The sequence below is a fragment of the Campylobacter peloridis LMG 23910 genome (genome assembly GCF_000816785.1).
GTDB classification, from domain to species: Bacteria; Campylobacterota; Campylobacteria; order Campylobacterales; family Campylobacteraceae; genus Campylobacter_D; species Campylobacter_D peloridis.
Genome location: NZ_CP007766.1, coordinates 1,252,460 through 1,278,012 on the forward strand (window position 1 = coordinate 1,252,460; position 25,553 = coordinate 1,278,012).

The 25,553-nt window shown below is 28.0% G+C and carries 26 protein-coding genes and 3 pseudogenes; 15 read left to right on the plus strand and 14 right to left on the minus strand.

The genetic code is table 11. The features are described from left to right. The first annotated feature begins 51 nt into the window (after positions 1–51). Entirely contained in the window at positions 52–1,380 is a 1,329-nt protein-coding gene (locus CPEL_RS06175; protein ID WP_232088173.1) for an MATE family efflux transporter, read from the plus strand. Here the strand turns inward: CPEL_RS06175 and CPEL_RS06180 are convergent. The 4 genes from CPEL_RS06180 to thiD are packed head-to-tail and all read right to left on the minus strand — an operon-like array spanning position 1,361 to position 4,205. Continuing rightward, positions 1,361–1,996: a uroporphyrinogen-III synthase gene (locus CPEL_RS06180; RefSeq protein WP_148308781.1), complete on the minus strand. Its 636-nt coding sequence runs from the start codon at positions 1,994–1,996 to the stop codon at positions 1,361–1,363. The genes CPEL_RS06175 and CPEL_RS06180 overlap by 20 nt on opposite strands. Then, positions 1,996–2,622 (minus strand): thiamine phosphate synthase, encoded by a 627-nt coding sequence (gene thiE / locus CPEL_RS06185; protein ID WP_044599065.1) that lies wholly within the window; start codon positions 2,620–2,622, stop codon positions 1,996–1,998. The genes CPEL_RS06180 and thiE overlap by 1 nt, the downstream gene beginning before the upstream one ends. Continuing rightward, positions 2,588–3,391, minus strand: a complete 804-nt coding sequence (thiM, locus tag CPEL_RS06190; protein ID WP_044599066.1) for a hydroxyethylthiazole kinase — start codon at positions 3,389–3,391, stop codon at positions 2,588–2,590. The genes thiE and thiM overlap by 35 nt, the downstream gene beginning before the upstream one ends. Position 3,392: 1 nt before the next feature. Beyond that, positions 3,393–4,205 (minus strand): bifunctional hydroxymethylpyrimidine kinase/phosphomethylpyrimidine kinase, encoded by an 813-nt coding sequence (thiD, locus tag CPEL_RS06195; RefSeq protein ID WP_148308782.1) that lies wholly within the window; start codon positions 4,203–4,205, stop codon positions 3,393–3,395. A gap of 163 nt (positions 4,206–4,368) precedes the next feature. Between thiD and CPEL_RS06200 the strand changes: the two genes are divergently transcribed. The 7 genes and pseudogenes from CPEL_RS06200 to CPEL_RS09800 all read left to right on the plus strand — a co-directional run bounded on the left by CPEL_RS06200 (position 4,369) and on the right by CPEL_RS09800 (position 11,234). Beyond that, entirely contained in the window at positions 4,369–4,821 is a 453-nt protein-coding gene (locus CPEL_RS06200) for a low molecular weight protein-tyrosine-phosphatase (protein ID WP_044599067.1), read from the plus strand. A gap of 220 nt (positions 4,822–5,041) precedes the next feature. Then, positions 5,042–5,650: pseudogene (locus CPEL_RS09775) on the plus strand (cache domain-containing protein); the annotation flags it as partial. Positions 5,651–6,439: 789 nt separating this feature from the next. Further along, on the plus strand, positions 6,440–6,880 hold the full coding sequence (locus tag CPEL_RS09780; protein WP_414437345.1) for a methyl-accepting chemotaxis protein: 441 nt from the start codon (positions 6,440–6,442) through the stop codon (positions 6,878–6,880). Positions 6,881–7,142: 262 nt separating this feature from the next. Further along, positions 7,143–7,703, plus strand: a pseudogene (locus CPEL_RS09785) (cache domain-containing protein); the annotation flags it as partial. A gap of 942 nt (positions 7,704–8,645) precedes the next feature. Continuing rightward, positions 8,646–9,086 carry a methyl-accepting chemotaxis protein gene (locus tag CPEL_RS09790; RefSeq protein ID WP_417903558.1) on the plus strand — a complete coding sequence of 147 codons (441 nt, stop codon included), beginning with the start codon at positions 8,646–8,648 and terminating at the stop codon, positions 9,084–9,086. A gap of 171 nt (positions 9,087–9,257) precedes the next feature. After that, positions 9,258–9,770: pseudogene (locus CPEL_RS09795) on the plus strand (PDC sensor domain-containing protein); the annotation flags it as partial. A 108-nt stretch (positions 9,771–9,878) separates the two neighbouring features. After that, complete coding sequence (locus tag CPEL_RS09800; RefSeq protein ID WP_470266820.1) at positions 9,879–11,234, plus strand: methyl-accepting chemotaxis protein; 1,356 nt, start codon at positions 9,879–9,881, stop codon at positions 11,232–11,234. A gap of 29 nt (positions 11,235–11,263) precedes the next feature. Here the strand turns inward: CPEL_RS09800 and CPEL_RS06220 are convergent, their stop codons facing one another. Genes CPEL_RS06220 through ribA form a run of 3 tightly spaced genes read right to left on the minus strand, consistent with a single transcriptional unit; the run spans position 11,264 to position 12,766 of the window. After that, complete coding sequence (locus CPEL_RS06220) at positions 11,264–11,623, minus strand: hypothetical protein (protein WP_044599070.1); 360 nt, start codon at positions 11,621–11,623, stop codon at positions 11,264–11,266. Positions 11,624–11,627: 4 nt separating this feature from the next. Then, on the minus strand, positions 11,628–12,209 hold the full coding sequence (gene rsmG / locus CPEL_RS06225) for a 16S rRNA (guanine(527)-N(7))-methyltransferase RsmG (protein ID WP_044599071.1): 582 nt from the start codon (positions 12,207–12,209) through the stop codon (positions 11,628–11,630). Beyond that, complete coding sequence (gene ribA, locus CPEL_RS06230; protein WP_044599072.1) at positions 12,206–12,766, minus strand: GTP cyclohydrolase II; 561 nt, start codon at positions 12,764–12,766, stop codon at positions 12,206–12,208. The genes rsmG and ribA overlap by 4 nt, the downstream gene beginning before the upstream one ends. Positions 12,767–12,834: 68 nt before the next feature. On the opposite strand from ribA, the gene hemB reads away from it, so the two are divergent. The 4 genes from hemB to CPEL_RS06250 are packed head-to-tail and all read left to right on the plus strand — an operon-like array spanning position 12,835 to position 16,925. After that, positions 12,835–13,827, plus strand: coding sequence for a porphobilinogen synthase (gene hemB, locus CPEL_RS06235; RefSeq protein ID WP_044599073.1), 993 nt, complete (start codon positions 12,835–12,837; stop codon positions 13,825–13,827). Continuing rightward, on the plus strand, positions 13,824–14,312 hold the full coding sequence (locus CPEL_RS06240; RefSeq protein ID WP_049984596.1) for a DUF2603 domain-containing protein: 489 nt from the start codon (positions 13,824–13,826) through the stop codon (positions 14,310–14,312). Before hemB ends, CPEL_RS06240 begins: the two co-directional genes overlap by 4 nt. After that, on the plus strand, positions 14,299–15,654 hold the full coding sequence (gene hemN, locus CPEL_RS06245; RefSeq protein WP_044599074.1) for an oxygen-independent coproporphyrinogen III oxidase: 1,356 nt from the start codon (positions 14,299–14,301) through the stop codon (positions 15,652–15,654). The genes CPEL_RS06240 and hemN overlap by 14 nt, the downstream gene beginning before the upstream one ends. A 2-nt stretch (positions 15,655–15,656) precedes the next feature. Then, positions 15,657–16,925, plus strand: a complete 1,269-nt coding sequence (locus CPEL_RS06250) for an anaerobic glycerol-3-phosphate dehydrogenase (protein ID WP_044599075.1) — start codon at positions 15,657–15,659, stop codon at positions 16,923–16,925. Position 16,926: 1 nt separating this feature from the next. On the opposite strand, the gene CPEL_RS06255 is transcribed toward CPEL_RS06250, so the two are convergent. From CPEL_RS06255 to CPEL_RS06265, 3 genes are read right to left on the minus strand one after another with little or no spacing between them, the layout of a single operon-like run. After that, positions 16,927–17,136 (minus strand): hypothetical protein, encoded by a 210-nt coding sequence (locus CPEL_RS06255; protein ID WP_044599076.1) that lies wholly within the window; start codon positions 17,134–17,136, stop codon positions 16,927–16,929. 36 nt (positions 17,137–17,172) lie between these two features. Then, positions 17,173–18,180 (minus strand): alanine racemase, encoded by a 1,008-nt coding sequence (locus CPEL_RS06260; protein WP_044599077.1) that lies wholly within the window; start codon positions 18,178–18,180, stop codon positions 17,173–17,175. After that, the gene (locus tag CPEL_RS06265; RefSeq protein ID WP_044599078.1) at positions 18,180–19,151 is read right to left on the minus strand and encodes a L,D-transpeptidase family protein; all 972 of its coding nucleotides are present in this window, start codon (positions 19,149–19,151) and stop codon (positions 18,180–18,182) included. Before CPEL_RS06265 ends, CPEL_RS06260 begins: the two co-directional genes overlap by 1 nt. Positions 19,152–19,275: 124 nt before the next feature. On the opposite strand from CPEL_RS06265, the gene CPEL_RS06270 reads away from it, so the two are divergent. Genes CPEL_RS06270 through CPEL_RS06280 form a run of 3 tightly spaced genes read left to right on the plus strand, consistent with a single transcriptional unit; the run spans position 19,276 to position 20,700 of the window. Further along, entirely contained in the window at positions 19,276–19,695 is a 420-nt protein-coding gene (locus CPEL_RS06270) for a copper chaperone PCu(A)C (protein ID WP_044599079.1), read from the plus strand. Then, on the plus strand, positions 19,695–20,144 hold the full coding sequence (locus tag CPEL_RS06275; protein ID WP_044599080.1) for a hypothetical protein: 450 nt from the start codon (positions 19,695–19,697) through the stop codon (positions 20,142–20,144). The genes CPEL_RS06270 and CPEL_RS06275 overlap by 1 nt, the downstream gene beginning before the upstream one ends. Before the next feature lie 4 nt (positions 20,145–20,148). Then, a complete protein-coding gene (locus tag CPEL_RS06280) occupies positions 20,149–20,700 on the plus strand; it encodes a cytochrome oxidase biogenesis protein, Sco1/SenC/PrrC family (RefSeq protein WP_044599081.1) in 552 nt (183 codons plus the stop codon). 10 nt (positions 20,701–20,710) lie between these two features. Here CPEL_RS06280 and CPEL_RS06285 read toward each other — a convergent pair whose 3' ends face one another. The 4 genes from CPEL_RS06285 to gyrA are packed head-to-tail and all read right to left on the minus strand — an operon-like array spanning position 20,711 to position 25,549. Then, the gene (locus CPEL_RS06285) at positions 20,711–21,913 is read right to left on the minus strand and encodes an ABC transporter permease (RefSeq protein ID WP_044599082.1); all 1,203 of its coding nucleotides are present in this window, start codon (positions 21,911–21,913) and stop codon (positions 20,711–20,713) included. A gap of 58 nt (positions 21,914–21,971) precedes the next feature. Then, positions 21,972–22,418, minus strand: a complete 447-nt coding sequence (locus CPEL_RS06290) for a hypothetical protein (RefSeq protein WP_044599083.1) — start codon at positions 22,416–22,418, stop codon at positions 21,972–21,974. After that, complete coding sequence (locus CPEL_RS06295; RefSeq protein ID WP_044599084.1) at positions 22,394–22,915, minus strand: LPP20 family lipoprotein; 522 nt, start codon at positions 22,913–22,915, stop codon at positions 22,394–22,396. The genes CPEL_RS06290 and CPEL_RS06295 overlap by 25 nt, the downstream gene beginning before the upstream one ends. A gap of 60 nt (positions 22,916–22,975) precedes the next feature. Then, the gene (gyrA, locus tag CPEL_RS06300; RefSeq protein WP_044599085.1) at positions 22,976–25,549 is read right to left on the minus strand and encodes a DNA gyrase subunit A; all 2,574 of its coding nucleotides are present in this window, start codon (positions 25,547–25,549) and stop codon (positions 22,976–22,978) included. Between the last annotated feature and the right edge of the window lie 4 nt (positions 25,550–25,553).

Here is a 25,553-nt window from a genome sequence, read left to right on the forward strand (position 1 = left end):
TTTATAAAAACTTAATTTTTAAAATATTTTTAATAAAGGAAAATTATGTCTATACATGAGTTTTATGTTACATCAAACCCTACTAAACTTTTTTTAAAATGTGCCTTGCCAAATGTTGCTAGCATGGCCTTTTTGTATTTTTATGTTATTGTTGATGGAATTTTTGTTGGAAAATACCTAGGTGCAAATGCTCTAGCTGCAATGAATTTAATGATGCCTTTTATCATGATAAGCTTTGCTTTGGCTGATATGATAGCCATAGGCTCCTCTGTGCAAATTTCTATCAATCTTGGAAAAGGAAAAATAAACAAAGCAAGGCGTATTTTTTCTTTTTGTCTATGCTTAATCTTTGTTATATCTTGTATAATGGGAATTTTAGGGTATTTTTTAGCAAATAAATTGAGTGTATTTTTAGGTGCTGATACAAATTTACAAGAACTTTGCACCCAATACATGCAAGTGTTTGCACTTTTTGCTCCTGTTACTATCATAGGTTTTGCTATTGATAATTATTTAAGGATTTGTGGCAAGACTTATTATAGTATGATTGCAAACATCAGTATGGCTTTGATAAATATCTTTTTAGATTGGCTTTTTATTGTTGTTTTTGGTTGGGGACTTTTTTCAGCTGCTTTGGCAACTTGTTTGGGTATGTTTTGTGGAGTAGTGCTTGGAATTATCCCTTTTATTTTTGGCGATTTGATTTTAAAATTTACAAAACCAAGTATTCAACTTAAACTTTTAAAAAATATTATTTACAATGGCTCATCTGAATTTTTTTCTAATATTTCAAGCTCAATTTATACTATTTTAGCTAACAAAGTTTTATTAGAAATTTCAGGAAATACAGCCGTTGCTGCTTTTTCCATCATACTTTATTTAAGCACTTTTACTTATATGCTTATTTTGGCAATGTGCGATGCTATGCAACCTGCACTAAGTTATAATTATGGGCTTAAAAACACAGAAAGAATTAAAACGCTTTTTAAAAGAATGCTTTTTGGTTCAGCTTTACTTTCTTTGAGTATATTTTTTATAAGCTTTTTTTATCATGAGGGCATTGTTTCTTTTTTTAATAAAAACAACGATGAGGAATTTTTAACCCTAGCTAGCAATGCTTTGTTTGTTTTTTGTTTTTCCTTTTTGCTTAATTGGTTTGGAGATGTTGGAACCTCTGTATTTACTTCCTTAGACAAGCCTTTTTATTCTTTCATTGTTTCTATGGCGCAAAATTTAATCTTACCTTTTTTATTACTACATATTTTATTGATTTTTTTAGGGTTAAATGGAGTTTGGTTGGCTCCATTTGCAGCAGATTTTATAATGGTTTTTGTTATTGCATTTTTACTTGTAAAAACTTTTAAAAATCTAAATTCTTAGCCAATTTAATACAAGAATTTAAATCTTGTTCCTTGCATATATATAAGTTTTTAAATTTATTAAGTTTTAAAGCTGTGCTTTCTCCTATAACCACAGCTTTATCTTCTTTGTTTAATTGATAAAATTTCAAAAACTGCTCAACACTAGATGGTGCACTAAAAACAAAAACAGCAGGATGACGCAAAATGATCTTTTCTTTTGGTTTTAAAGCTATATTTTCATACGCAATGAGTTCTTTTAAATAAATCCCCTCTTTTAGTAAATACTCATTAAGCCCTGAACTGATTTTTTTTGCTCTTAAATATAAACATTTCTTATTTTTAAACTCACTTAAAAATTCACTTGCCAATTCCTTCCCATAGGATTTACTAGGATAACTAACATCTTTAAAACCATATTCTTTAGCTAAATTTGCACTCTTAATACCTACTGCAAAAACTTTAATATTAAAATCAATTTTACTTTTACTTTGCATGAGTGATTTTAGAGCATTCTTAGAACTGATAATTAAACAATCAAAATCTTTTAAATCTATTTCAAAATCATAAAATTTAATTTCATTTAGTTTAATATTTTTAACCCCATCAAATTCTTTATCTCCTATAAAATATACCATTATTTTCCCATAAACATACTATCAAAAGAGGTTCTTAAATTTAAAGTAGCCATATAAGGATCATTAGCTTCCATAATAGCTCTAATTACCGCTATGCCTTGAATCTTACATTCTTTTAGCAAAGATAAATTATTCTCATTTATCCCACCTATAGCAACGATAGGCAAAGAACTTAAATTTGCAATTTCTTTTAAACCCTCTATACCAAGCACAGAACAATCTTTTTTACTAGGAGTTGAAAAAACAGCCCCTACTCCAAGGTAATTAGCTCCTTGTGTATGCATAAGCTCATGCTTATGATTAATTGTAAGTCCTATGATTTTATCTTTACCCAAAAGTTCTCTTGCTTTTTTCAAAGGCATATCTTTTTGCCCTATATGCACACCACTTGCATTAACACCCATAGCAATATCTATTCTATCATTAATCACAAAAGCACTATCATATTTATCGCAAAGTTTTTTTACCTTTAAAGCAAGATTGTAAAATTCTAAAGTATTTAAATTCTTTTCTCTAAGTTGTAAAATATCAACTTTAGCTTTTAAAGCTGCTTCTATGGTATTTAAAAACTCATCTTGAGTTTTAGAACCTTTACTTGCAACAAGATAAATTTTCAATGATTTCATATTTAGCCCTATTTTTTATATCATCATCATCTAAATTACTCAAAGCATCCATTAAATTTACTCTAAAACTACCACTACCCTTGCAAGTTTCTTGCGCTATTTCACTTGCTATAGCAAAACTAAGCAAAGCATATAAACTTGCTTGAAATTTATCTTCTATCACTGCTGCAAAAACTCCACACAAAGAAGCACACATACATCCTGCTCCTGTAATTTTTGTAGCCATAAACGATCCATTATAAACTTTAGCAATCTTATCTTCACCAATGATATAATCAAGCTCCCCTGTTATAGCTAAAACACGCTTAGTTTTTTTAGCATATACCATAGCTTTTTCTAAAAATTCTTCATTAATTTTAAAAGTATTATCTACCCCTCTTGCTTTACCATCTAAACCTATAACGCCAGCCATCTCAGATGCATTCGCTTTTATAATATTTATCCCTTTTAAATTTAATAACTCAAAATTTATCCCATCTCTTGCTTTACTCACGCCTAAAGCAACAGGATCAAAAACTATAGGTTTGTTTAAAAGCATATATTCTTTAACAGCTTTTAACATAGAATTTGCTATTAGTTGGTTGATTGTTCCTGTATTTAATACTAAAGCTGAGCTAATTTTAGCAAATTCAGCTTGTTCTTCATAAAAATCAGCCATAGCAGCACTTGCTCCCATTGCTATAGTTGCATTTGCACAATCATTTACACTAACATAGTTTGTTATATGATGAACCAAAGGATTTTCTTGTCTTATTTTTTTAATTGTCATTTTATTCCTTATCAAATTTATAAAAATGATTTGTTGGGCCACAACCTTTACCCAATGCTAAAGAATTTAAAATAGCTCCATAAACATAATCTTTAGCAAATTTTATAGCTTCATGTTTTTCCATACCTAAAGCCAGATTACTAGCTATAGCTGAACTTAAAGTACAACCTGTGCCATGAGTGTTTTTAGTATTAATTCTTTCTGCTTTAAAAATACTAAATTCCTTTCCATCATAAAAAACATCATTTGTATTTTCTTTGCTATGTCCACCTTTAATCAAAACACTTTTTGCACCTTCATTGCAAAGCTTTATAGCTGCTTTTTTCATATCCTCTTCATTAGAAATTTTAAAATCACATAAAAATTCAGCTTCAGGTATATTTGGAGTAAGCACATCAGCTAAAGACAAAATTTCATCTTTAAAAAATTGACAATTATCTAAAGGCATTAATGCATAACCATTTTTTGCAAACATCACAGGATCAATCACAACATTTTTAGCTTTAAATTTTAATAAATTTTCTTTTACACAGGTTATAATTTCTTTAGAACCTAGCATGCCAATTTTCACAGCAGCTGGTTCTATATCTTCATACACAGCTAGCATTTGCTCATCAATGATTTTTGTAGGTATATCAAAACAAGAAATTACCCTAGCGGTATTTTCAGCTACCACACTTAAAATTACACTCATACCAAATAAATTATGCGCACTAAAAGTTTTTAAATCAGCTTGTATACCAGCTCCTCCACTACAATCACTTCCTGCTATAGTTAAAATAGGAATTTTATTCTTAGTTTTTGCTTGTATCATTATTTAACCTTATTATAAAATCAAAAGTTTTATTTATCAAAACTCTTTTTAAAATGCTTCATTTGCTGAAAAAAAATTATATCTTAGTTTTAACTAATCTTAAAAAATATTTTATTTTGTTGCTATAATTTTGAAAAAAATACACAAAATTTCAAGGATTTTTATGACTAAAATTATTTTTGTCTGCCTAGGCAATATTTGTCGCTCCCCTATGGCTGAATTTATTATGAAAGATCTTGTATTAAAAGCAAATTTAAGCAAAAAATTCATCATCACTAGTGCTGGAACTTCAGGTTATCATGATGGAGAAGATATGCATTATAAAACAAAAGCTTTATTAAAAAGTAAAAATATCATCTCAAATCCCTTTACTAGTCAAAAACTTAATGCAAAAATGTGTGAAGAAAATGATTATATTATAGTAATGGATAATGCTAACTTCAATAAAGTAAGTAAAAATTTTCCACAATATAAAGAAAAAATTAAAAAAATTACTTCTTATGCTTTAAATTTAGGATATGATGAAGTTCCTGATCCATGGTATAGTGGTGATTTTGATGAAACTTATCGCATACTTTCTCACTCTTGTTTAAATCTATTACAACTATTAAAATAAATTTGAAATTTGATTTTATTTTTATTTAATACTATAATATCCGTTTTGAAATTTTTTAAAAAAGGATTTATTAATGTTTAATTTTAAAAGTTTATCAAGCAAATTTACTTTTATAACCTGTTCGCTAATTATTGCAATATTAGTAATTGTAAATACAATTAGCTACTATAATACTAAAAATTCAACAAGTTCGTATTTAGAAGAAATCCAAATTAAAACCATGTTTGATGTTGCGAAATTTTTTGAATCTTATGCAGGTGCTAAAAGATCTGCCATAGTTGCATTGCAAGAACAAATTGCATCAAATCCTCATTTATCAGAAAATGAAATTTTAGATTTGGTTAAAACTATAGCAAAATCTGCTAATTTTGAGCTAGTATATATTGGCTTTGAAGATAGCGGTAAAAACTATCAATCAGATGGAGAAATACTAGATTTATCTAAAGGATATGATACAAGAAATAGAGGTTGGTATAAAGAAGCCAAAGCAGCAAATAAAGGTGATGTAATCACTACAGAACCATATGTTTCAGCTTCTACTTCTCAAGTAGGAATCACCTATGCTATGCCAATTTATATTGGTTCTAAATTTATAGGCGTTGTTGGTGGAGATTATAATCTTAATACCTTCTCTAAAGATGTATTAGCTATAGGAAAAACACGCAACTCTTATGCAGCAGTATATGATAAGGAAGGAACAATCACCTTTCACGAAGATAATAAAAAAATGCTAACCAAAAATGATTTAAGTATCAACATAGCAAATGCTGTAAAATCAAACCCTGATTTAATCAACCCAAATAAACAAGATACTTTATTTTATGCTAAAGATGAAAACGGAAAAACACAAGTTGCAACTTGTGTGCAAAGTTTAAATCCTAAATATATGGTATGTTCTATTACAGATAATGCTGTATATACAGATGCTATAAATAAAGTTTTATTCCAACAAATCATCATTGCTATTATAGCTATTGTTATAGCTTTAATTTTAATTAGATTTGCTATTATTAAAAATCTAAGACCAATTGCCATTATCCAATCAGGCCTAAATTCTTTCTTTGATTTTATCAATCATAAAACAAAAGATTCTGCTTTAATCAATGTAAAAACTAATGATGAATTTGGAGCTATGGCTAAAGCCATTAATGAAAACATCACTAAAACTAAAAATGCATTAGAACAAGATACTAAAGCAGTAGAACAATCAGTAGAAACTGCTAAAGAAATAGAAAGTGGTAATCTAACAGCAAGAATTACAGCAATTCCTGCTAATCCTCAATTAATAGAATTAAAGAATGTATTAAATGAAATGCTTAATGTATTAGAAGCAAAAGTTGGTTCTAATATGAATGAAATTAATAGAGTATTTGATAGCTATAAAGCATTAGACTTTACTACAGAAGTTAAAAATGCTAAAGGTGGAGTAGAAGTTACTACTAATGTCTTAGGTCAAGAAATAGTAGGTATGTTAAGACAATCTTCTGAATTTGCTAATCTTTTAGCTACAGAAAGTGCTAAATTACAAAGTGCTGTTAAAAACCTAACAGATTCTTCAGCTTCTCAAGCTTCTTCTTTAGAAGAAACAGCAGCTGCATTAGAAGAGATTACTTCTTCTATGCAAAATGTTTCTCATAAAACTAGTGAAGTAATAGCTCAAAGTGAAGAGATTAAAAATGTTACTTCTATTATTGGAGATATTGCTGATCAAATTAATTTACTTGCATTAAATGCTGCTATTGAAGCTGCACGTGCTGGTGAACATGGTAGAGGCTTTGCTGTTGTTGCAGATGAAGTTAGAAACTTAGCAGAAAGAACTCAAAAATCATTAGGTGAGATTGAAGCTAATACTAATATCTTAGTACAATCTATTAATGAAATGGGTGAGAGTATAAAAGAACAAACTACAGGTATTACTCAAATAAATGATTCAGTAGCACAAATTGATCATGTAACTCAAGAGAATTTAAAAATAGCTAATGATAGTGCAGTAATATCTGATAATGTTAATAAAATTGCTAATGATATCTTAGAGGATGCTAAGAAGAAGAAATTTTAGATAATTAAACTAGCAAGTTAAAACTTGCTAGTTATTCTTATACTTTTATATCATACCTTTTTTATCTCTTTTTATTTATTTTTTATTATATTTTATTTATATATATTGATTTTTATGTTTAATGTATTATTAGACAATTGATTAATTTTAATTATAAATTAATCAGGAGAACATTGTGAAACAATCTATGAAAAGTTTAAAAAACAAGCTTTCACTCATCGTTGGGACAATAGTCCTCTTAGCTTTACTAACCATTACCATTATGGCTTTTATTTCTAGTAGAGATAATCTTATATCAAATAGCAAAAACGCAAATGAAGATTACTTACTCGTAACAACCACACAAGTTGAAAACTATATCAATAGCTATGTTGATATATTATTAGCCATTAAAAAACATATTGATGCTATGCCAAAAGAGCAATTAGCTAATTTTGATACTATAGCTAATTCTCTTGGAGATAATCTAAAAATTTTTAAAGAAGGTTCCAATACTTTAGCACTTTATATAGGTTTTGCAAATGGCTCAATGATAGTTAGTGATGCTGTCTCTGATAAACAAGGGGTTAATTATAGAAAAAGAGGTGGAGCAATCACTAGCTTTGATGATCCAGAATATGATGCAACTACTAGAGACTGGTATAAAGGTGCAATAGCAAATGATGGAGTATTTATAAGTGATGCGTATGAAGATTCTGTAACTAAGCTTCCAAGTTTTACTTATTCTGTTCCTATCAAAAGAGATGGTAAATTAATAGGAATCTTAGGAATGGATTTATTATTAACTTCTTTACAAAAGACTTTTGAAAAATTACCAGGAAATGTCTTTGTATTTGACACAGCAAGTTCTATACCTTTTGCATCTAATAATAAATCAATGATTTTAAAGCCTTATCCTAATATAGAATTACTCAAACAACACCACAAAGAACTTGGTGATTATCAAACATTTGAATACCTAAGCGTTGGAACAGATGAAAAAAGATTTGGAATATGCTCAAATATAAACAGCCCAAAAGCTAAAGTTGATTATATAGCTTGCACAACACAAAAGCAAGAGGACTTAGAAAAATTAGTTATTCAAGAAACATATAAACAAATAATTTTATCTATAATTGTGTTGTTTATTGCATGTTTTACAATTTATTTATTTTCAGCTAAATTGCTTTTTCCGCTCCAAGTTATCCAATCAGGCCTAAATTCTTTCTTTGATTTTATCAATCATAAAACAAAAGATTCTGCTTTAATCAATGTAAAAACTAATGATGAATTTGGAGCTATGGCTAAAGCCATTAATGAAAACATCACTAAAACTAAAAATGCATTAGAACAAGATACTAAAGCAGTAGAACAATCAGTAGAAACTGCTAAAGAAATAGAAAGTGGTAATCTAACAGCAAGAATTACAGCAATTCCTGCTAATCCTCAATTAATAGAATTAAAGAATGTATTAAATGAAATGCTTAATGTATTAGAAGCAAAAGTTGGTTCTAATATGAATGAAATTAATAGAGTATTTGATAGCTATAAAGCATTAGACTTTACTACAGAAGTTAAAAATGCTAAAGGTGGAGTAGAAGTTACTACTAATGTCTTAGGTCAAGAAATAGTAGGTATGTTAAGACAATCTTCTGAATTTGCTAATCTTTTAGCTACAGAAAGTGCTAAATTACAAAGTGCTGTTAAAAACCTAACAGATTCTTCAGCTTCTCAAGCTTCTTCTTTAGAAGAAACAGCAGCTGCATTAGAAGAGATTACTTCTTCTATGCAAAATGTTTCTCATAAAACTAGTGAAGTAATAGCTCAAAGTGAAGAGATTAAAAATGTTACTTCTATTATTGGAGATATTGCTGATCAAATTAATTTACTTGCATTAAATGCTGCTATTGAAGCTGCACGTGCTGGTGAACATGGTAGAGGCTTTGCTGTTGTTGCAGATGAAGTTAGAAACTTAGCAGAAAGAACTCAAAAATCATTAGGTGAGATTGAAGCTAATACTAATATCTTAGTACAATCTATTAATGAAATGGGTGAGAGTATAAAAGAACAAACTACAGGTATTACTCAAATAAATGATTCAGTAGCACAAATTGATCATGTAACTCAAGAGAATTTAAAAATAGCTAATGATAGCTCTTTGGTTGCTGATAATGTAAGTAAAATCGCTAATGATATCTTAGAGGATGCTAAGAAGAAGAAATTTTAGTTAATTAAACTAGCAAGTTAAAAACTTGCTAGTTATTCTTATACTTTTATATCATACTTTTTTTATCTCTTTTTATTTATTTTTTATTATATTCTATTTATTTATATTGGTTTTTATGTTTAATGTATTATCACATAATTAGAGGTTTAATAAAAATAAAAGGATTTATCTATGAAAATTAATAGTATAGTTTCAAAAGTAAATATACTAGTTGGTATTTTATTTGTTGCTACTATTGTTATAATTGGAAGTGTAGCTTATTTTCAAACAAAACAAAGTAGTTTTGAGTATCTAAGAGAAAACCACAATAAAGTCTTATTCGATGTTGGTTATATTTTTAACACATACGAGGCTGATAACAAAGCAGCTATCGAAACGCTAGCTCAAACTGTAATCAATGATGATATTTTAAATAGCGAAAGTGATATTTACAACGCTTTAAAATTAACAGAAAAATTTGTCGGCTTTGAAATAGTGTTTTTAACAACAGAAGATGGGGTAACTTATGATAGTTCTGGCAAAAAACGCTATGCTAATGGTGGTTTTGATGGAAGAACAAGACCTTGGTATTTGGGTGCTAAAAAGGATATGAAAATATATACAAGCGATCCTTATAAATCAATCACATTGGGATTATTTGGTATATCATACTCTGCACCTTTAATTGAAAATGGAAAATTTATAGGGGTTGTAGCAGGTGTTTATAGCTTAGAAAAATACTCATCAGATGCACTTGAACTTGGAAAAACTGAAAATTCATTTGCTGCTGTTTATTCTCAAGATGGCACAACCATGTTTCATCAAGATCCTAACCTTATACTAACCAAAACAACTTTAGGATTAAACATCTCTAAGGCAATCACAGATGATCCTGGTTTATTAGATCCAGATAATATCGATACTTTATTTTATGCTAAAGATGATAAAGGAGTAACCCAAGCGGTTTTATGTGATAAAACTCCAAATCCAAATATCAACATTTGTGCTATGATTGAAAGTGATACTTATGAAGAAGCTAGTAATTTAGCTTTAAAAACTCAACTTATTATTGGAATTATAACACTAATCGTTGCTTTAATTTTAGTTAAAATTTTTGCTACATATTTACTTGGACCAATTGCCATTATCCAATCAGGCCTAAATTCTTTCTTTGATTTTATCAATCATAAAACAAAAGATTCTGCTTTAATCAATGTAAAAACTAATGATGAATTTGGAGCTATGGCTAAAGCCATTAATGAAAACATCACTAAAACTAAAAATGCATTAGAACAAGATACTAAAGCAGTAGAACAATCAGTAGAAACTGCTAAAGAAATAGAAAGTGGTAATCTAACAGCAAGAATTACAGCAATTCCTGCTAATCCTCAATTAATAGAATTAAAGAATGTATTAAATGAAATGCTTAATGTATTAGAAGCAAAAGTTGGTTCTAATATGAATGAAATTAATAGAGTATTTGATAGCTATAAAGCATTAGACTTTACTACAGAAGTTAAAAATGCTAAAGGTGGAGTAGAAGTTACTACTAATGTCTTAGGTCAAGAAATAGTAGGTATGTTAAGACAATCTTCTGAATTTGCTAATCTTTTAGCTACAGAAAGTGCTAAATTACAAAGTGCTGTTAAAAACCTAACAGATTCTTCAGCTTCTCAAGCTTCTTCTTTAGAAGAAACAGCAGCTGCATTAGAAGAGATTACTTCTTCTATGCAAAATGTTTCTCATAAAACTAGTGAAGTAATAGCTCAAAGTGAAGAGATTAAAAATGTTACTTCTATTATTGGAGATATTGCTGATCAAATTAATTTACTTGCATTAAATGCTGCTATTGAAGCTGCACGTGCTGGTGAACATGGTAGAGGCTTTGCTGTTGTTGCAGATGAAGTTAGAAACTTAGCAGAAAGAACTCAAAAATCATTAGGTGAGATTGAAGCTAATACTAATATCTTAGTACAATCTATTAATGAAATGGGTGAGAGTATAAAAGAACAAACTACAGGTATTACTCAAATAAATGATTCAGTAGCACAAATTGATCATGTAACTCAAGAGAATTTAAAAATAGCTAATGATAGTGCAGTAATATCTGATAATGTTAATAAAATTGCTAATGATATCTTAGAGGATGCTAAGAAGAAGAAATTTTAGTGAAAGTTAAACCCAATTTGGGTTTAACTTTATCTAATATATGATTTTAAACAAACCCCATCTACTTTTAACTTATGTGCATGTATTAAATTTTCTAAATCATCCACTAATAATAAAATTTTTGCATCAAATAAATAAAATTCAGCTAATTTTGAAGCTATTGTCGCAAGTTGTTCATTGTCAATTAAAATGTATTTTGCATTCAAAGCATTGGAAAGTATTATTTCATTTTCATTTTTAGCAAATATAGCAAAATCTATTTGTAATTTTTTGGCTTTTGCAATTTCTTTTTCATTATAATCAAAACAATTTACACTAGTTTTATCAAAATCATCTTTTAGCTTAACAAATTTTTGCGTTTTTATTAAACTATGACCAAAAATTAACATAATTTCATTCCTTTACATTTATAAGGCAATAATTTCTATAGCCTTGATTATATATTTTATATTCGCTTAAACCTTGAATTTCTTTATAAATTTCACTTCCTTTGTAAAGTAAAAACAATGTTTTTTCATCATAAAAACCTTTAGCAATTTTGATTAAAGGTTTTACATCCATTAAGGCTCTTGAGGTAATAATATCGACTTTAAATTTAGGATAAGTTTGTATTTTTTCTTTGATAATAGTTATTTTATCTAAACCAAGCTCTGTTTTAATCACTCTTAAAAAAGCAGCCTTTTTTGCATTAGGCTCAAAAAGAAAAAACTCACTTTCTTGTAAAATACAAGCCAAAAACACAGCAGGAAAACCTGCTCCACTTCCAATGTCAATTATTTTTTTTGCATGATTAATATTACAAAAATCTAAAATTTTTAAACTATCAATGATATTTTCGTCTATATTAGCAAGATGAGTTAAATTATGGATAGCATTAAATTTATTTAGTAAGTTTTTATATATTTGAATTTTTTTAAAAAAATCATCATTTGGAGTATTTTGTATAAAATTTAACTTTTCATAATATAAATTCAACTTAAATGCCCCATTTGCTTGTATTTTATTTCTAAATAGTCTTTATTAAAACGATTGGCCTTGATTAAAATTGGAACCCTTAAAACAACTTTATCTTTTAGTGAATTTAGTTTTTCTGGGTTATTGGTTAAAAGATTTATTTTTGAAATTCCATAATGTTTTAATATAAACTCTACTACTTCATAACTTCGCTCATCTGCTTTAAAACCAAGTTGATGATTTGCTTCTATAGTGTTATACCCTTTATCTTGTAAAGCATAGGCGTTAATTTTATTAAAAAGACCTATTCCCCTACCCTCTTGTCTTAAATAAATTATCATACCACCATGTTTTTGGATGTATTTTAAAGAAAATTCAAGCTGTTCTCCACAATCACATTTTAAACTACCCAAAACATCTCCTGTAAGACATTCTGAGTGTATTCTTATATTGACTTCATTTTCAAAACTTCCTTTAAAAATGCAAATATGCTCTTTATTGTTTTCTTTAAAACTTTGGATATTAAATTCACCAAAATGCGTAGGAAGTTTTGCTATATCAGAAATTTGTATAGTCATTATTACTTACCTTTTTTACAAAAAATATGTTAGAATTTAAAGAATTTTAACAAACAAAAAGGAAATTTATGTTTAAACGCTTTAGAAGATTAAGATTAAATGAGAATATTAGAAATTTAGTAAGAGAAAATTCTCTCCATGTAGATGATTTAATCTATCCGCTTTTTGTTGTTGAAGGATCAAATGTAAAAAATGAAATTTCTTCTATGCCTGGTGTATATCAAATGAGTTTAGATGAAATTTTAAAAGAATGTGATGAACTTATAAAACTTAATATAAAAGCTATAATTTTATTTGGTGTATTAAAAAATGATAAAAAAGATAGTTGTGGTAGCGATGCACTAAGTGATGATGGATTGATTGCAAGAAGCTTAAGAGCAATAAAGGCTAAATTTCCTAATCTAATCATCATTACAGATTTATGTTTTTGTGAATATACCGATCATGGACATTGTGGGATTATAGATCCAAAAACACAAAGCGTAGATAATGATTTAACTTTAGAAATTTCAGCAAAACAAGCACTAATTCATGCAAAAAATGGAGCAGATATCATAGCACCAAGTGGAATGATGGATGGAATTATACATACTTTAAGAAAAGCTTTAGATGATAATGGTTATGAAAATTTACCTATTATGGCTTATTCTACCAAATTTGCTTCAGCATACTATGGACCATTTAGAGATGTAGCTGATTCTGCCCCAAGTTATGGAGATAGAAAAACTTATCAAATGGATTTTGCTAATGCCAAAGAAGCTTTATGTGAAAGTTTAGAAGATGAAAAACAAGGTGCAGATATTTTAATGGTAAAACCTGCACTTGCTTACTTAGATGTAGTAAAAGATATAGCAAATCATTCTAAACTTCCACTATGTGTATATAATGTAAGTGGAGAATATGCTTTATTAAAAGCTGGACAAAAAGCTGGAGTGATTGATTATGAAAAAGTAATGCTTGAAACTATGATTGCGTTTAAAAGAGCAGGTGCAAAACTTATAATCACTTATCATGCAAAAGAAATAGCAAAATTATTAAACACAAACAAAGGTAGAATTTGAGCAATATAAGTAAAAAAAAATCACAAAAAATAATTGATGAATTGTCAAAATATTTGGGGATTAACAAAAAAGAGCAAAATATTTTTCATCTAAGCCATATCAATGAAAATGAGATAAAATTAAGCTTAGCAAATTCTAATACAAAAGAAACTTTAGAACCATGGTTTATAGTAGATGAAAATGATGAAGTTAAAATAATGCTTTATGTTAAAACTTTAGCTGATTTTTTTCAACATGCACAAAAAATTCAACAGAATAATTTTGAATTAAGATTAGAAAAGGCTATATATCAAAAATTTCCCATTGACTTTAACGATGTATGGGTTGTGGCTATGGATGAAATAAAAAATCAATTATCAAATGGCGTAAAAGAAATTAATATTGACTTAGATAAACTTGTAAACAATATACACAAACAATATCCAAATCTTTTTTTAGATATCAAACAAATGTTACAAAAAGGTAAAAGCAATGAAAGATTATAAAAATTTTATAAAATATTCTAAAGCAGGTCCTAGATACACTTCTTATCCTACGGCTGTTGAATTTAATACAAATTTTAATTATGAAGAATATTTGCAAACTTTAAAAGAACAAAAAGCACCTTTGTCTTTGTATTTTCATCTACCATTTTGCAGAAGTGCTTGCTATTTTTGTGGCTGCAATGTCATATATACTGCCAAAGAAGAAAGCAAAGAACGATACTTAGCTTACCTTTTTAAAGAACTTGATTTATTAGCCAAAATAATCAACACACAAAGAAGTGTTTTGCAAATGCATTTTGGTGGGGGAACTCCTACTTTTTTTTCTGCAAAACAGCTTGAAAATTTGATTTTAAAAATTAAAAGTGTTTTTCCTAATTTCAGTTTAGAAAGTGAGATAAGTTGCGAAATTGATCCAAGATTTTTAAACGAAGAGCAAGCTGATGTTTTAATAAACAATGGCTTTAATCGTATAAGCTTTGGTGTTCAAGACTTTGATGAAAAAGTCCAAAAAGAAATTCATAGAATTCAACCTTTTGAACTTACAAAAAATGCAGTAGATATGGTAAGAAAAAAGGGTATAAGCTCTGTTAATATGGATTTAATCTATGGACTTCCTTATCAAAATTTAGAAAGCTTTAAAAAAACACTCGATAAAGCACTTTTGATCAATCCGGATAGATTTGCAATCTTTAATTACGCACATGTTCCTTGGCTTAAAAAAAATATGAGAAAATTTGATGAAAACACCCTACCAAGTCCTGATATCAAGCTTCAAATTTTAGAATATTGTGAAAAATTTTTAACTCAAAATGGTTATAAAATGATAGGAATGGATCATTTTGCAAAACCACAAGATGAACTTTTTAAGGCATTAGAAAATGGAACATTGCATAGGAATTTTCAAGGTTATACCACTAAAGGTGGAACAGATTTAATTGGTATTGGTTTAACTAGTATAGGCGAAGGAAAAAAGCATTATATGCAAAATTTCAAAGATATGCCAAGTTATGAAAAAGCTATAGATGAAGGAAAATTACCATGTGAAAAAGGCATTATGCTTGATGAAGATGATGTGCTAAGAAAAGCTGTTATTATGGAACTTATGAGCAATTTTGCACTTAATATAGAAAAAATAGAACAAAACTTTAAGATAAATTTCTTTGAATATTTCAAGCAAGATTTAAAAGAATTAAATGAGCTTAAAGAATTTATAGAAATCGATAAAAAATTTATAAAAGTTAATGAAACAGGTGTGCTTTTAATACGCAATATTGCCATGTGTTTTGATAAATATCTTAAGAAAATATCAGAAGATAAAAAAGTCTTTTCTAAAACGGTTTGATTATGCTAAATATTTCTGAGATTTCTAATGCTTGTGTAAAATGCGGTAAATGTATTCCAGTTTGCACCATACATGATATAAATCGCGATGAAAGTACATCTCCGCGTGGTTTTTTAGATTTAATTAGTGCTTATGAAAATAAAGAATTAGAGCTTGATAAAAATTTGAAAAAAACTTTTGAATCATGCTTTTTATGCACTAATTGCGTCGAAGCTTGCCCAAACCATTTAAGAGTAGATAGTGCCATTGAAAAAATGCGTTTTGATATAGCAAAAAAATTTGGTATTGCATGGTATAAAAAAATTGCATTTATTCTCTTAAGACAAAGAAAGATTTTAGACTTATTAGCAAAACTAGGCTATGTTTTTCAAAGTTGTGCTTTTAAATTACAAAATAAAAATTTAGGCATGAAAGCTAAATTTAATTTTGCTTTAATTAAAAAAGAACGCTTGTTACCTTCTTTATCTAAAAAAAGTTTTTTGAATTCATGCAAAGACTTTATCGATAATCAAGGCGAAAAAAATATAGGAATTTTCATAGGATGTTTGGCAAATTATTCTTACACAAATACTGGTTTTGCCTTATTAGAAATTTGCAAGCATTTAAAAATCAATGTAGATTTATTAAAAGAACAAGCATGTTGTGGTGCTCCGCATTATTTTACTGGTGACTTTAAAAGTGTTGAAGTTTTAGCTAAAAAAAATATTATTTACTTTGAAGAAAAATTAAAAACATTAGATTATATTATAGTTCCTGAGGCAACTTGTTCAGCGATGTTAAATATAGATTATGAACATTTTTTTAAAATGCAAGGTGATGAAGAATGGGCCCAAAGAGCTAAAAATGTTTCATCAAAAATTTTACTTGCCACTAAATATTTATACGAATATACAAATTTAGAAGAACTTTTAAAAACCAAAAAAAGAATAATGACAAAAATTGCATACCATGATCCTTGCCATGCTAGAAAAATGCAAGGTGTTTTTAAAGAACCAAGAGCTTTGCTTAAGTGTAATTATAATTTCAAAGAACTTTTGAATTCTAACGAATGCTGTGGATTTGGCGGTGTTAGCATGCAAACAGAGCATTATGATAAAGCCTTAGAAGTTGGTATAAAAAAAGCACAAAATATACAAAAAAGTGATATAGAGATTATAAGTGCGGAATGTTCAGCATGTAGAATGCAAATTTCAAATGCCTTAGAGTATAAAAAAATTCCTACTCAATTTCTACATCCTTTAGAATTAATAGCAAAAATTCTTCAAGATTAAATCAATCTTGATGTTTTATTTCTTCTATATTTGATCTATTTTTTTCTATTAAGATTCTATTTTTCTCTATATTTTCAGTATTTTTTTTACACTCATTTTTTAAAATTTCGATATTTTTATTCAAAATTTTAATCTTTCTCTCATAACGATTAATAAGCAAAAATACAATAAATAAAAATAAAATCAAAATAATCCAATTTAAAAATGCCATATTTTCACCTTTTTTGTTATCTTAATACCTTTTAGCTTAAATTACAATTCTTTTTAAATATGGAGATAATTTAACCAAAATTTCATAATTAATTGTATGAAAAAATTTAGCCATATCATTTGCGTCTTTTAAAACACAAATTTCATCTCCACTATATTCGCACGAAAAGCTATCCATAGACATTTTTCCTAGCATTTTCTTACCATTTGGTAAAAAAAATTCTTTTTTTCCATTATAACGAAATAAACCATCTGCATAGCCTAAATCGTATGTAGCTATATGGATATCCTCTTTAGCACTATACACACCACCATAGCCGACACTTTGTCCTTTTTTTAAAATTCTATCGCTTAATTTATTAGCCCATAAACTTAAAACTTTATGCAAATTCTTATTAAAATATGCATAACCAAATTGCACTAACCCTACTCTGCAATATTCATCATCTTCAAGTTTATCTGAGCGAAATAAAGCTTCAGAATTATGAGAATGAAAAATAAGATTTTTTGCTTTATCTTTTAACAAAGAATAGATTTTATTTTTTGCTAATTGAAATTTTTGTTTTTGAACAAAATAACTTCCATCAATTTCATCACTCCCTGCAAAATGCATCATAACTCCGTGTAGTTGTAGCTTTTGTTTTTCTAAAGCAACTAAAACCTCTTCAATTTCATCAATCGCAATACCATTTCTATGCATATTAGTATCTATAACCAAATGAATTTTGGTATTTTTTTTAAATTTTTTTATATCATTTTTATCATTTAAAGCGTAAAAAAAATCTTTACTTTCATTAGAATTTGGAAGATGCGATAAAATAAGAATATTTTTAAAGAATGTTTTTAATTCTCTTGCTTCCTCTTCGTTTTTAACTGCTACAAAATCAACACCCTTTGCTTTAGCTATAGGAGCTAAAAGTTTAGCTCCATGGCCATAAGCATTATCTTTAAAAACACATATGATTTTATTATATCCGCCAGCTTTTTTAGCAATCATATCAAGATTATACTCGTATGCTAAGCGATCAAGTTTTATATAAGCCATTATTGCTCAGCTAAAATTTGTATTTTATCATCTTGCAATCTGACATAAATAACTTTTTCTCCTTTAAATTTATAACTTGCCGTGCGATAATCCTCATAAAAACCTATTCTAAAGATTTTTTCATTTTTTATATTTGGGTAAGGACTAATGCTTAAATCTGAAAATTTAATAATCTTTTTTTCATTTTTGGCAAAAATTCTTGTTTTTGTTTTTGCAAATTGCTCATAAGCGTATTTATTTTTATGCTTAAAAATATTTTGATCATAAAAAGATAAATAAGTTTTTATATCGTTATTTTGCCAACTTTCCTTCCAAGCAAATAAATTTGCAAGTAAAGTGGCAACTTCATTTGCATTAGTTGTTATTTTATCTTTATCCTCTGTCATCGCATAAGATTTTCTATCTGCTACTAATTTATTAAATTCATCCAATAAATTGTTTTGAACTGCAATACAACCTCTAGTTTTATAAGTATCCAAACGCGTTCCATCTAATGGATATCCATGTATCCAAATTCCGCCACCTGTTTTTCCTAAAGTTTTATCAAGAACATTTGGATAAGTCGTTGCAAAAGCAAAAGGACCATAATAAGGATCACCTGGATCAAATTTTTTACCTAACTCGTAAAAACCAATAGGAGTAATTAAATCTCCTTCTACTTCCTTATCTCCTGCTAATCCAGTTAAAACATCTTTTTGTATAAATTTTTTCTTAATCTTTCCATCATCATAATGATAAACTCTAATTATTTTATCGCTTTTATTTGTAAGCACAATAGCAACATTATCATCATAATAACCCAAACTAACATTTTTATCTTTTAATTCTCCTAGCCAAAAATCTTTTTTGCTTAATTCTTGTTCTAAGACTTTTTCAACAGCTTCTATGCCATCATTAAGATAAATTTTTGCAAGATTACTTGCATTGGAAAATATAACCAAACTAAGTAAAGCTAATATAATTTTAAACAACTTAAACCTTTCTGTGATTTTTAAATAATAAAATCAAAATTATAATATTTTTACAATAAATAAATTTTTAATTTTATAAATGTATAATTTTTAATGATTAAAACTTCAATTTAAAGGAATAATTATGAAAAAAATACTAAGCCTTTGTGTATTAAGTTCTTTCATTTTAGCAAATGAAATTACTATTAACGATCCATATGTAAGACAAACTCCGCCTAATTCTAAAACAACAGCTTTTTTTATGGAGATTAAAAATAATTCTAATAAAGATGTAAAATTAATTAAAGCACAAAGCTCACTAAGCGATACAACAGAAATTCATGATCATATAATGGAAAATGGTAAAAAAATGATGGTTCAAATTCCACAAATTACCATAAAAGCACATTCAAGTGCTATTTTACAGCCAGGTGGAATGCATATAATGGTGTTAAACTTAAATCAAAATATCACTCAAGATACTAAAGCAAATTTAACACTTTATTTTGATGATAATAGCACGATCAAATTAGAAAATATCAATTCAAAAAGTATAAAAAAATAATGAGAAATTTTATTTTTTTCACTCTTGCTATTGTCTTAGCAATAGCAGGAGCTTATTTTTACACTAATTTTTCATACACTTTAGGAAAAAAAAGAGAATTACTTACAACACTTCCTCCTTTGCAGTGTGATTTAAATTTACAAGATTGTAGCTATGATTTTAGAGGAAAACAAGTTTTAATTAATTTAAACCCAAAACCTATAGCTGCTATGGTAGAATTAGACTTAAACATTACCAATCTTGGAGATTTTAAAAAACTAAACGCTAGAGTTTATGGATTAAATATGTATATGGGTGATATAGTGCCAAAATTTAAAAAGGATGCAAATTCTTATCATGCTAAACTTGTATTAAGCTCTTGCACTCTTGATATAATGCGTTTTAGAATAGAACTTTTTAATGATGATAAGCCACTTGATTTTTATTTTGACTTTGATGTAAAAAGGTAACACTATGAAAAAAATTAGTCTATTTTTATTGGTATTGGTTGGTGTTTTTTTTATTTCTACACAATATTTTCAAAAAAATAAATACGACTTTCATTTAAATTCTGAAAAAGGAATTCTTAGCTTAAAAGATTTTGCAGGCAAAAAGTTAATAGTATATTTTGGTTATACTTACTGCCCAGATGTTTGCCCAACTGAACTTGCTTTAATTGGCAATGTGTTAAATAAAATGAAAAATAAAGATAAAGCTCATGTACTTTTTATATCTTTAGATCCGCAAAGAGATAATAACATAACTCAAACTAGTCAATGGGTAAAATACTTTTATCCAGATTCTACAGCTTTGGTAGCAAAAGATGAAAAAGAATTAGAGAAAATTACAAAAAATTATGGGGTTGTATACGAAAAAATAAATCTCAAAGATTCTGCTATGGGTTATTCTATAGCACATAGTGGAGAATTTTATTTAATCGATGAAAAAGGCAATTATGTCAAAACAATCAGCGATATAAGCTATGAAAATTTTTACAATGATATACAAAAATTCTTAAATGAGTAAATTATTAAATTTACTCATTGCGTAATGTGTCTAAAATATCTACTTGAGTAGCTTTTTTTGCAGGATAATAAGAAGATAAACTCACTATTAAAATAGCCCCAAAAATAGTGGCAAGAAAGTCAAATACAGAAAGCTCAAGTGGTAATTTACTCATACCATAAACATCACTTGGTAAAGAAATAATATCAAAATTACCAAGCACCCACAAAGCTATACCAGCAAGCACTATACCAGCAAAAATTCCACTACCACCTATTAAAAATCCTAAAGAAAAAAAAGTTTTTTTAATTTCTAGTTTGCTAACACCCAATGAAAGCAATAAAGCTATCTCGCTACGACGATTCATAACTATCATAAGCAAGGAGCTTACTATATTTAAACTTGCCACTAAAATAATCAGCATTAAAACTATAAATAATGCTCTTTTTTCTAAAGCTAATGCTGCAAAAAAATTGCCATTTTGCTCCCACCAACCTATACTAGCAAATTTAGGCCCTAAAAAATTCTCAATTTGCTTAATTTCTTCAAAAGGTTTATTAGAATATACATGTACACCATCATAAACACCTTTTGGATAAGATAAAATTTTAGCTAAAGATTTAATATCAACATACATATATGCTTTATCATAAGCAAGCAAACCTGATGAAAAAGAAGCTTTTACATCAAAACGCTTCACTTTTGGAATTAAAGAAAATCCACTTGCATCTAAATTAGAAAAAATTAAAGTCAATTTATCATCAAAATCAAGATTAAATTCAGTTTTCAAACCATTTCCAATCAAAATATCAAAGCTATCAAGTTTTTTTTCTTTTAATGCTTGATCAACTACTTCATTAATTTTTCTTTCATCTTCAAAATGAACTCCAAAAAGCACTCCACCTTCTAGTTTTAAATCATTTCTAGCTATAACTTGCGTATGAATATAGGGACTAAAAAGTAAACTAGGAAACTTATTTCTCAACTCTTGCAATAATTTATCATCCACACTTGCTCCAAAGCGAGGAAGTATTGTAATAGGATAGTTCATAGTAAAAAGCTTTTTTTCAAATTCTTTATCAAATCCATTCATAATAGCCATTGCAACTAAAAGCACACAAAGCCCTATACTAACACCTAAAAATGCTAAAATTTTTGAAAGCATAATAAAAGGTTGTTCTTTATCAAAACGAAGATACTTAAACAATAAATAACGCGGTATATTTTTATGCATTTAAACTCTTATTTTTTTGATTATTTTAACTACTTTTGTATAAAAAAAAGCTTTGTGTTTATTTTAAATAATATACAATTGCACTATTTGAGTGAAATTCAACTATAAAGCGTAAAGGTAAAATTCTAACATAAGTTTCACTTTGAGCACTTGCTAAATTTGTTTTTGTAAAATCTTTTACATCTATTTTAGAATTTAAAAAGCAATCAACTAAATCGTTTTTATGTGAGTTTAAAAAATTAAATTTATCAATTTTTGTCATTTTTTCTTCATCAATATTGCCAAAACTATCATAAATAAATTTTTCTAAATCACTTAAAGTATAAAGAAGTTCGCAGGCATATTCTAGCTTTTTATCTTTGCTTTTTGTCATAGCAATAGATATAGTTTCGTTTTGATGATAAAGAATGAAATTTTTATTAGAAAGCTCAGCCCAAAATATAAATTCATCTTGGGCAAAAGCCTTAAAAATTACAAGGATTAATAAGCAAACAATTCTTTCCACTTGTCAGCATCAATTTTAAGTTCTACATTAACTCTATAAAGACCATCTTTAAAATCTTGATCAACAACACTAGCATTTTTTATAAGACCATTTACTTGAGCTGTTATAGTTGAACTTTTAAGCATAGCATCTTTAACGGTATCTTTACCATTTACTCTTACCCCATATAACTTACTAGCTAGCTGTCTATAAGCATCAGTAATTGCTGCTCTTTTTGCTAAAGCTAAAGCTTGTCCTACAGAAACCGTATTTAAAGGAGCAATGCCCTCACCAACTGCTGTAAATGTTAAATCATTATCAGTGCTTGTATCATTAGCTAGCATTTTTTCTTCTCTAATGATATTACGCACATCCTCTTTGTCTACCTTTTGAATTACAACATCAGAACTAGCTGCTTGAGTAGCTGCTTTTGGCTGAGTAGCATTCAAACCTCTTTGATCTAGCGCACATGCACTAAAACCAAAAACCAAACATAACATTAAAAGAAATTTTTTCATTTTACACCTTCAATTTATTAAAATATTTTTTAAAATAGCAAAAAGTATTCCAATATTTTACTATTCTAAATTTAAATCTGCATTAGCTTCGTTTTCTAAGTCCTCATCTTCTTCTTTTGGACATTTTGCAATGCTTACAACTTCATCATTTTCCACATTTACAACTATTACACCACTTGTATTTCTACCCGCTTTTCTAATGCTTTGCATATCTACTCTAATCATTTTACCACTTGATGTTAAAGCCATTAAATCCATACTTTCATCTACTATAACAACACTTATTAGATCTTTTGTTTTTGCATTAAGCTTCATGCAAATTACACCTTTGCCACCTCTACTTTGAAGTCTATATTCACCTGCATCGGTGCGTTTTCCTATACCTTTTGCACTAATACTTAAAATTTCTTGTTCATTATTTTCTATAACTACAGCACCTACTAACTCATCATCTTTTTCTTTGAATTTAATAGCTGTGACCCCTCTACTTACACGCCCTATTTCTCTTACTTTAGCAAGTGGGAATTTAATACACATACCTTTTTTCGTAACCGCAAAAAGCATTTTACCTGCTGAATTTTCAGGTATTTCATCGTTTTGACTGCCATCAATTGCATTATTTTCATCAATGTTTTCATCATTATTTAACAACTCATTTTCATCACGCGTTACTATAATAGCAGTTACTAACTCATCGTTTTCATCTAAATTTATAGCTTTTACACCAACACTTCTAATATTTTGATATTCACTTAAATTGGTTCTTTTTACTATACCATTTTTAGTGAAGAAACATAATGATTTGCTTTCATCAAAATCTGTAGTTGGGATTATTGCCATAATTTTTTCATCAGCTTGTAAATTTATTAAATTTACAACAGCTTTTCCTTTTGCTGTTCTACTACCTTCTGGAATTTTATAAACTTTAAGCCAATAAAGCTGTCCTCTATCAGTTACAAACATTAAAGTATCGTGAGTATTTGCTGTAAAGAAATTTTCTATAAAATCATCTTCATAAGTAGTAACAGCTAATTTGCCTTTACCACCTCTTTTTTGTTTTTCATATTGTTTTGATGGAACTCTTTTTATATAACCTCTATGAGTTATAGTTACTACCATATTTTCATTAGGTATTAAATCTTCTATTTCTATATCATCATAATCATCTTCTATTTGAGTGATTCTTGGAACATCAAATTTTGATTTTATTTCTTTTAATTCATCTTTTATCAAATTCTCTAATAATTGCTCGCTTTTTAACAAAGCATCAAGTCTTTGAATTTCTAGCATTAATTCTTTTAATTCATTGTCTATTTTTTCTCTTTCAAGACCTGTTAAGCGTCCTAGTTTCATATCTAAAATAGCATTAGATTGAAGTTCACTTAAGCCAAATTTTTGCATTAAGGAATTTTTTGCACTAGGATTATCAGGAGAATTTTTAATCAAAGCAATTACTTCATCTATATTATCAAGAGCTATTTTTAAACCTTCTAAAATATGAGCTCTAGCACGTGCTTTTTGTAATTCAAAAATAGTTCTTCTTATGATAACGGTTTTTCTATGATTTAAAAATAATTTTAAAAGCTCTATCAAAGAAAAAACTTTTGGTTCTTTATTATAAATAGCAAGCATTATAACGCCAAATGTGCTTTCCATAGCAGTAGATTTAAATAAATTATTTAAAACTATTTCACTCATAGCTTCACGCTTTAATTCTATAACTACGCGAATTCCTTCTCTATCGCTTTCATCTCTAATTTCTGAAATTCCTTCTATTTGTTTTTCTTTTACTAAATCAGCAATTTGTTCTATCAATCTTGCTTTATTGGTTTGATAAGGAAGTTCATCTATTACTATAATATCTTTATTAGCTCTTTTTTCTATATGAGTTTTAGCCCTTACTTTTACTCTACCACGGCCGGTGCGATAAGCTTCTATTATGCCTTTTTTACCATATATAATTCCACCGGTTGGAAAGTCAGGGCCTTTTATAAATTGCATTATTTCTTCTAAAGATGCTTCCTTATTATCTATAATATACAAAAGCCCATCAATTAATTCATTTAAACTATGTGGTGGTATATTAGTAGCCATACCAACTGCTATACCACTTGATCCATTTAGCAATAAATTTGGAACACGGGCTGGCAAGACATCAGGCTCGCTCATAGAATCATCATAATTTGGAACAAAATCAACCGTATCTTTATCTAAATCTTTTAAAAGTTCTTCAGCTAAAATCGTCATTCTAGCTTCAGTATAACGCATAGCAGCAGCACCATCTCCATCTATAGATCCAAAGTTACCTTGACCATCTATACTTGGATAACGCATAGAAAAATCTTGAGCCATTCTAACTAAAGCATCATAAACAGCAACATCTCCGTGTGGATGATATTTACCTATTACATCCCCGACTATACGCGCTGATTTTTTATAAGGACTACGACTTCCTACGCCTAAATCATTCATAGCATATAAAATTCTTCTATGAACAGGCTTTAAACCATCTCTTGCATCAGGCAAAGCACGGCCTATAATAACACTCATAGAATAATCTAAATAACTACTTTTTATAGAATTTTCTATATCGATATTTTCAATATCCATATCTTTTTTAAAAATATTTTCCATATAA

Excerpts from the sequence above, each read along its gene's own strand:
- CPEL_RS09780 (WP_414437345.1), top strand. The coding sequence starts at position 6,440 with ATGCAAAATGTTTCTCATAAAACTAGTGAAGTAATAGCTCAAAGTGAA.
- CPEL_RS09800 (WP_470266820.1), top strand. The coding sequence starts at position 9,879 with ATGTTTCATCAAGATCCTAACCTTATACTAACCAAAACAACTTTAGGA.
- CPEL_RS06295 (WP_044599084.1), bottom strand. The coding sequence starts at position 22,915 with ATGAAAAAATTTCTTTTAATGTTATGTTTGGTTTTTGGTTTTAGTGCA.
- thiE (WP_044599065.1), bottom strand. The coding sequence starts at position 2,622 with ATGAAATCATTGAAAATTTATCTTGTTGCAAGTAAAGGTTCTAAAACT.
- ribA (WP_044599072.1), bottom strand. The coding sequence starts at position 12,766 with ATGACTATACAAATTTCTGATATAGCAAAACTTCCTACGCATTTTGGT.
- gyrA (WP_044599085.1), bottom strand. The coding sequence starts at position 25,549 with ATGGAAAATATTTTTAAAAAAGATATGGATATTGAAAATATCGATATA.
- CPEL_RS09790 (WP_417903558.1), top strand. The coding sequence starts at position 8,646 with ATGCAAAATGTTTCTCATAAAACTAGTGAAGTAATAGCTCAAAGTGAA.
- hemN (WP_044599074.1), top strand. The coding sequence starts at position 14,299 with ATGAAAGATTATAAAAATTTTATAAAATATTCTAAAGCAGGTCCTAGA.
- CPEL_RS06275 (WP_044599080.1), top strand. The coding sequence starts at position 19,695 with ATGAGAAATTTTATTTTTTTCACTCTTGCTATTGTCTTAGCAATAGCA.
- CPEL_RS06180 (WP_148308781.1), bottom strand. The coding sequence starts at position 1,996 with ATGGTATATTTTATAGGAGATAAAGAATTTGATGGGGTTAAAAATATT.
- hemB (WP_044599073.1), top strand. The coding sequence starts at position 12,835 with ATGTTTAAACGCTTTAGAAGATTAAGATTAAATGAGAATATTAGAAAT.
- CPEL_RS06260 (WP_044599077.1), bottom strand. The coding sequence starts at position 18,180 with ATGGCTTATATAAAACTTGATCGCTTAGCATACGAGTATAATCTTGAT.
- thiM (WP_044599066.1), bottom strand. The coding sequence starts at position 3,391 with ATGACAATTAAAAAAATAAGACAAGAAAATCCTTTGGTTCATCATATA.
- thiD (WP_148308782.1), bottom strand. The coding sequence starts at position 4,205 with ATGATACAAGCAAAAACTAAGAATAAAATTCCTATTTTAACTATAGCA.
- CPEL_RS06220 (WP_044599070.1), bottom strand. The coding sequence starts at position 11,623 with ATGTTAATTTTTGGTCATAGTTTAATAAAAACGCAAAAATTTGTTAAG.
- CPEL_RS06200 (WP_044599067.1), top strand. The coding sequence starts at position 4,369 with ATGACTAAAATTATTTTTGTCTGCCTAGGCAATATTTGTCGCTCCCCT.
- CPEL_RS06285 (WP_044599082.1), bottom strand. The coding sequence starts at position 21,913 with ATGCATAAAAATATACCGCGTTATTTATTGTTTAAGTATCTTCGTTTT.
- CPEL_RS06270 (WP_044599079.1), top strand. The coding sequence starts at position 19,276 with ATGAAAAAAATACTAAGCCTTTGTGTATTAAGTTCTTTCATTTTAGCA.
- CPEL_RS06280 (WP_044599081.1), top strand. The coding sequence starts at position 20,149 with ATGAAAAAAATTAGTCTATTTTTATTGGTATTGGTTGGTGTTTTTTTT.
- CPEL_RS06250 (WP_044599075.1), top strand. The coding sequence starts at position 15,657 with ATGCTAAATATTTCTGAGATTTCTAATGCTTGTGTAAAATGCGGTAAA.
- CPEL_RS06255 (WP_044599076.1), bottom strand. The coding sequence starts at position 17,136 with ATGGCATTTTTAAATTGGATTATTTTGATTTTATTTTTATTTATTGTA.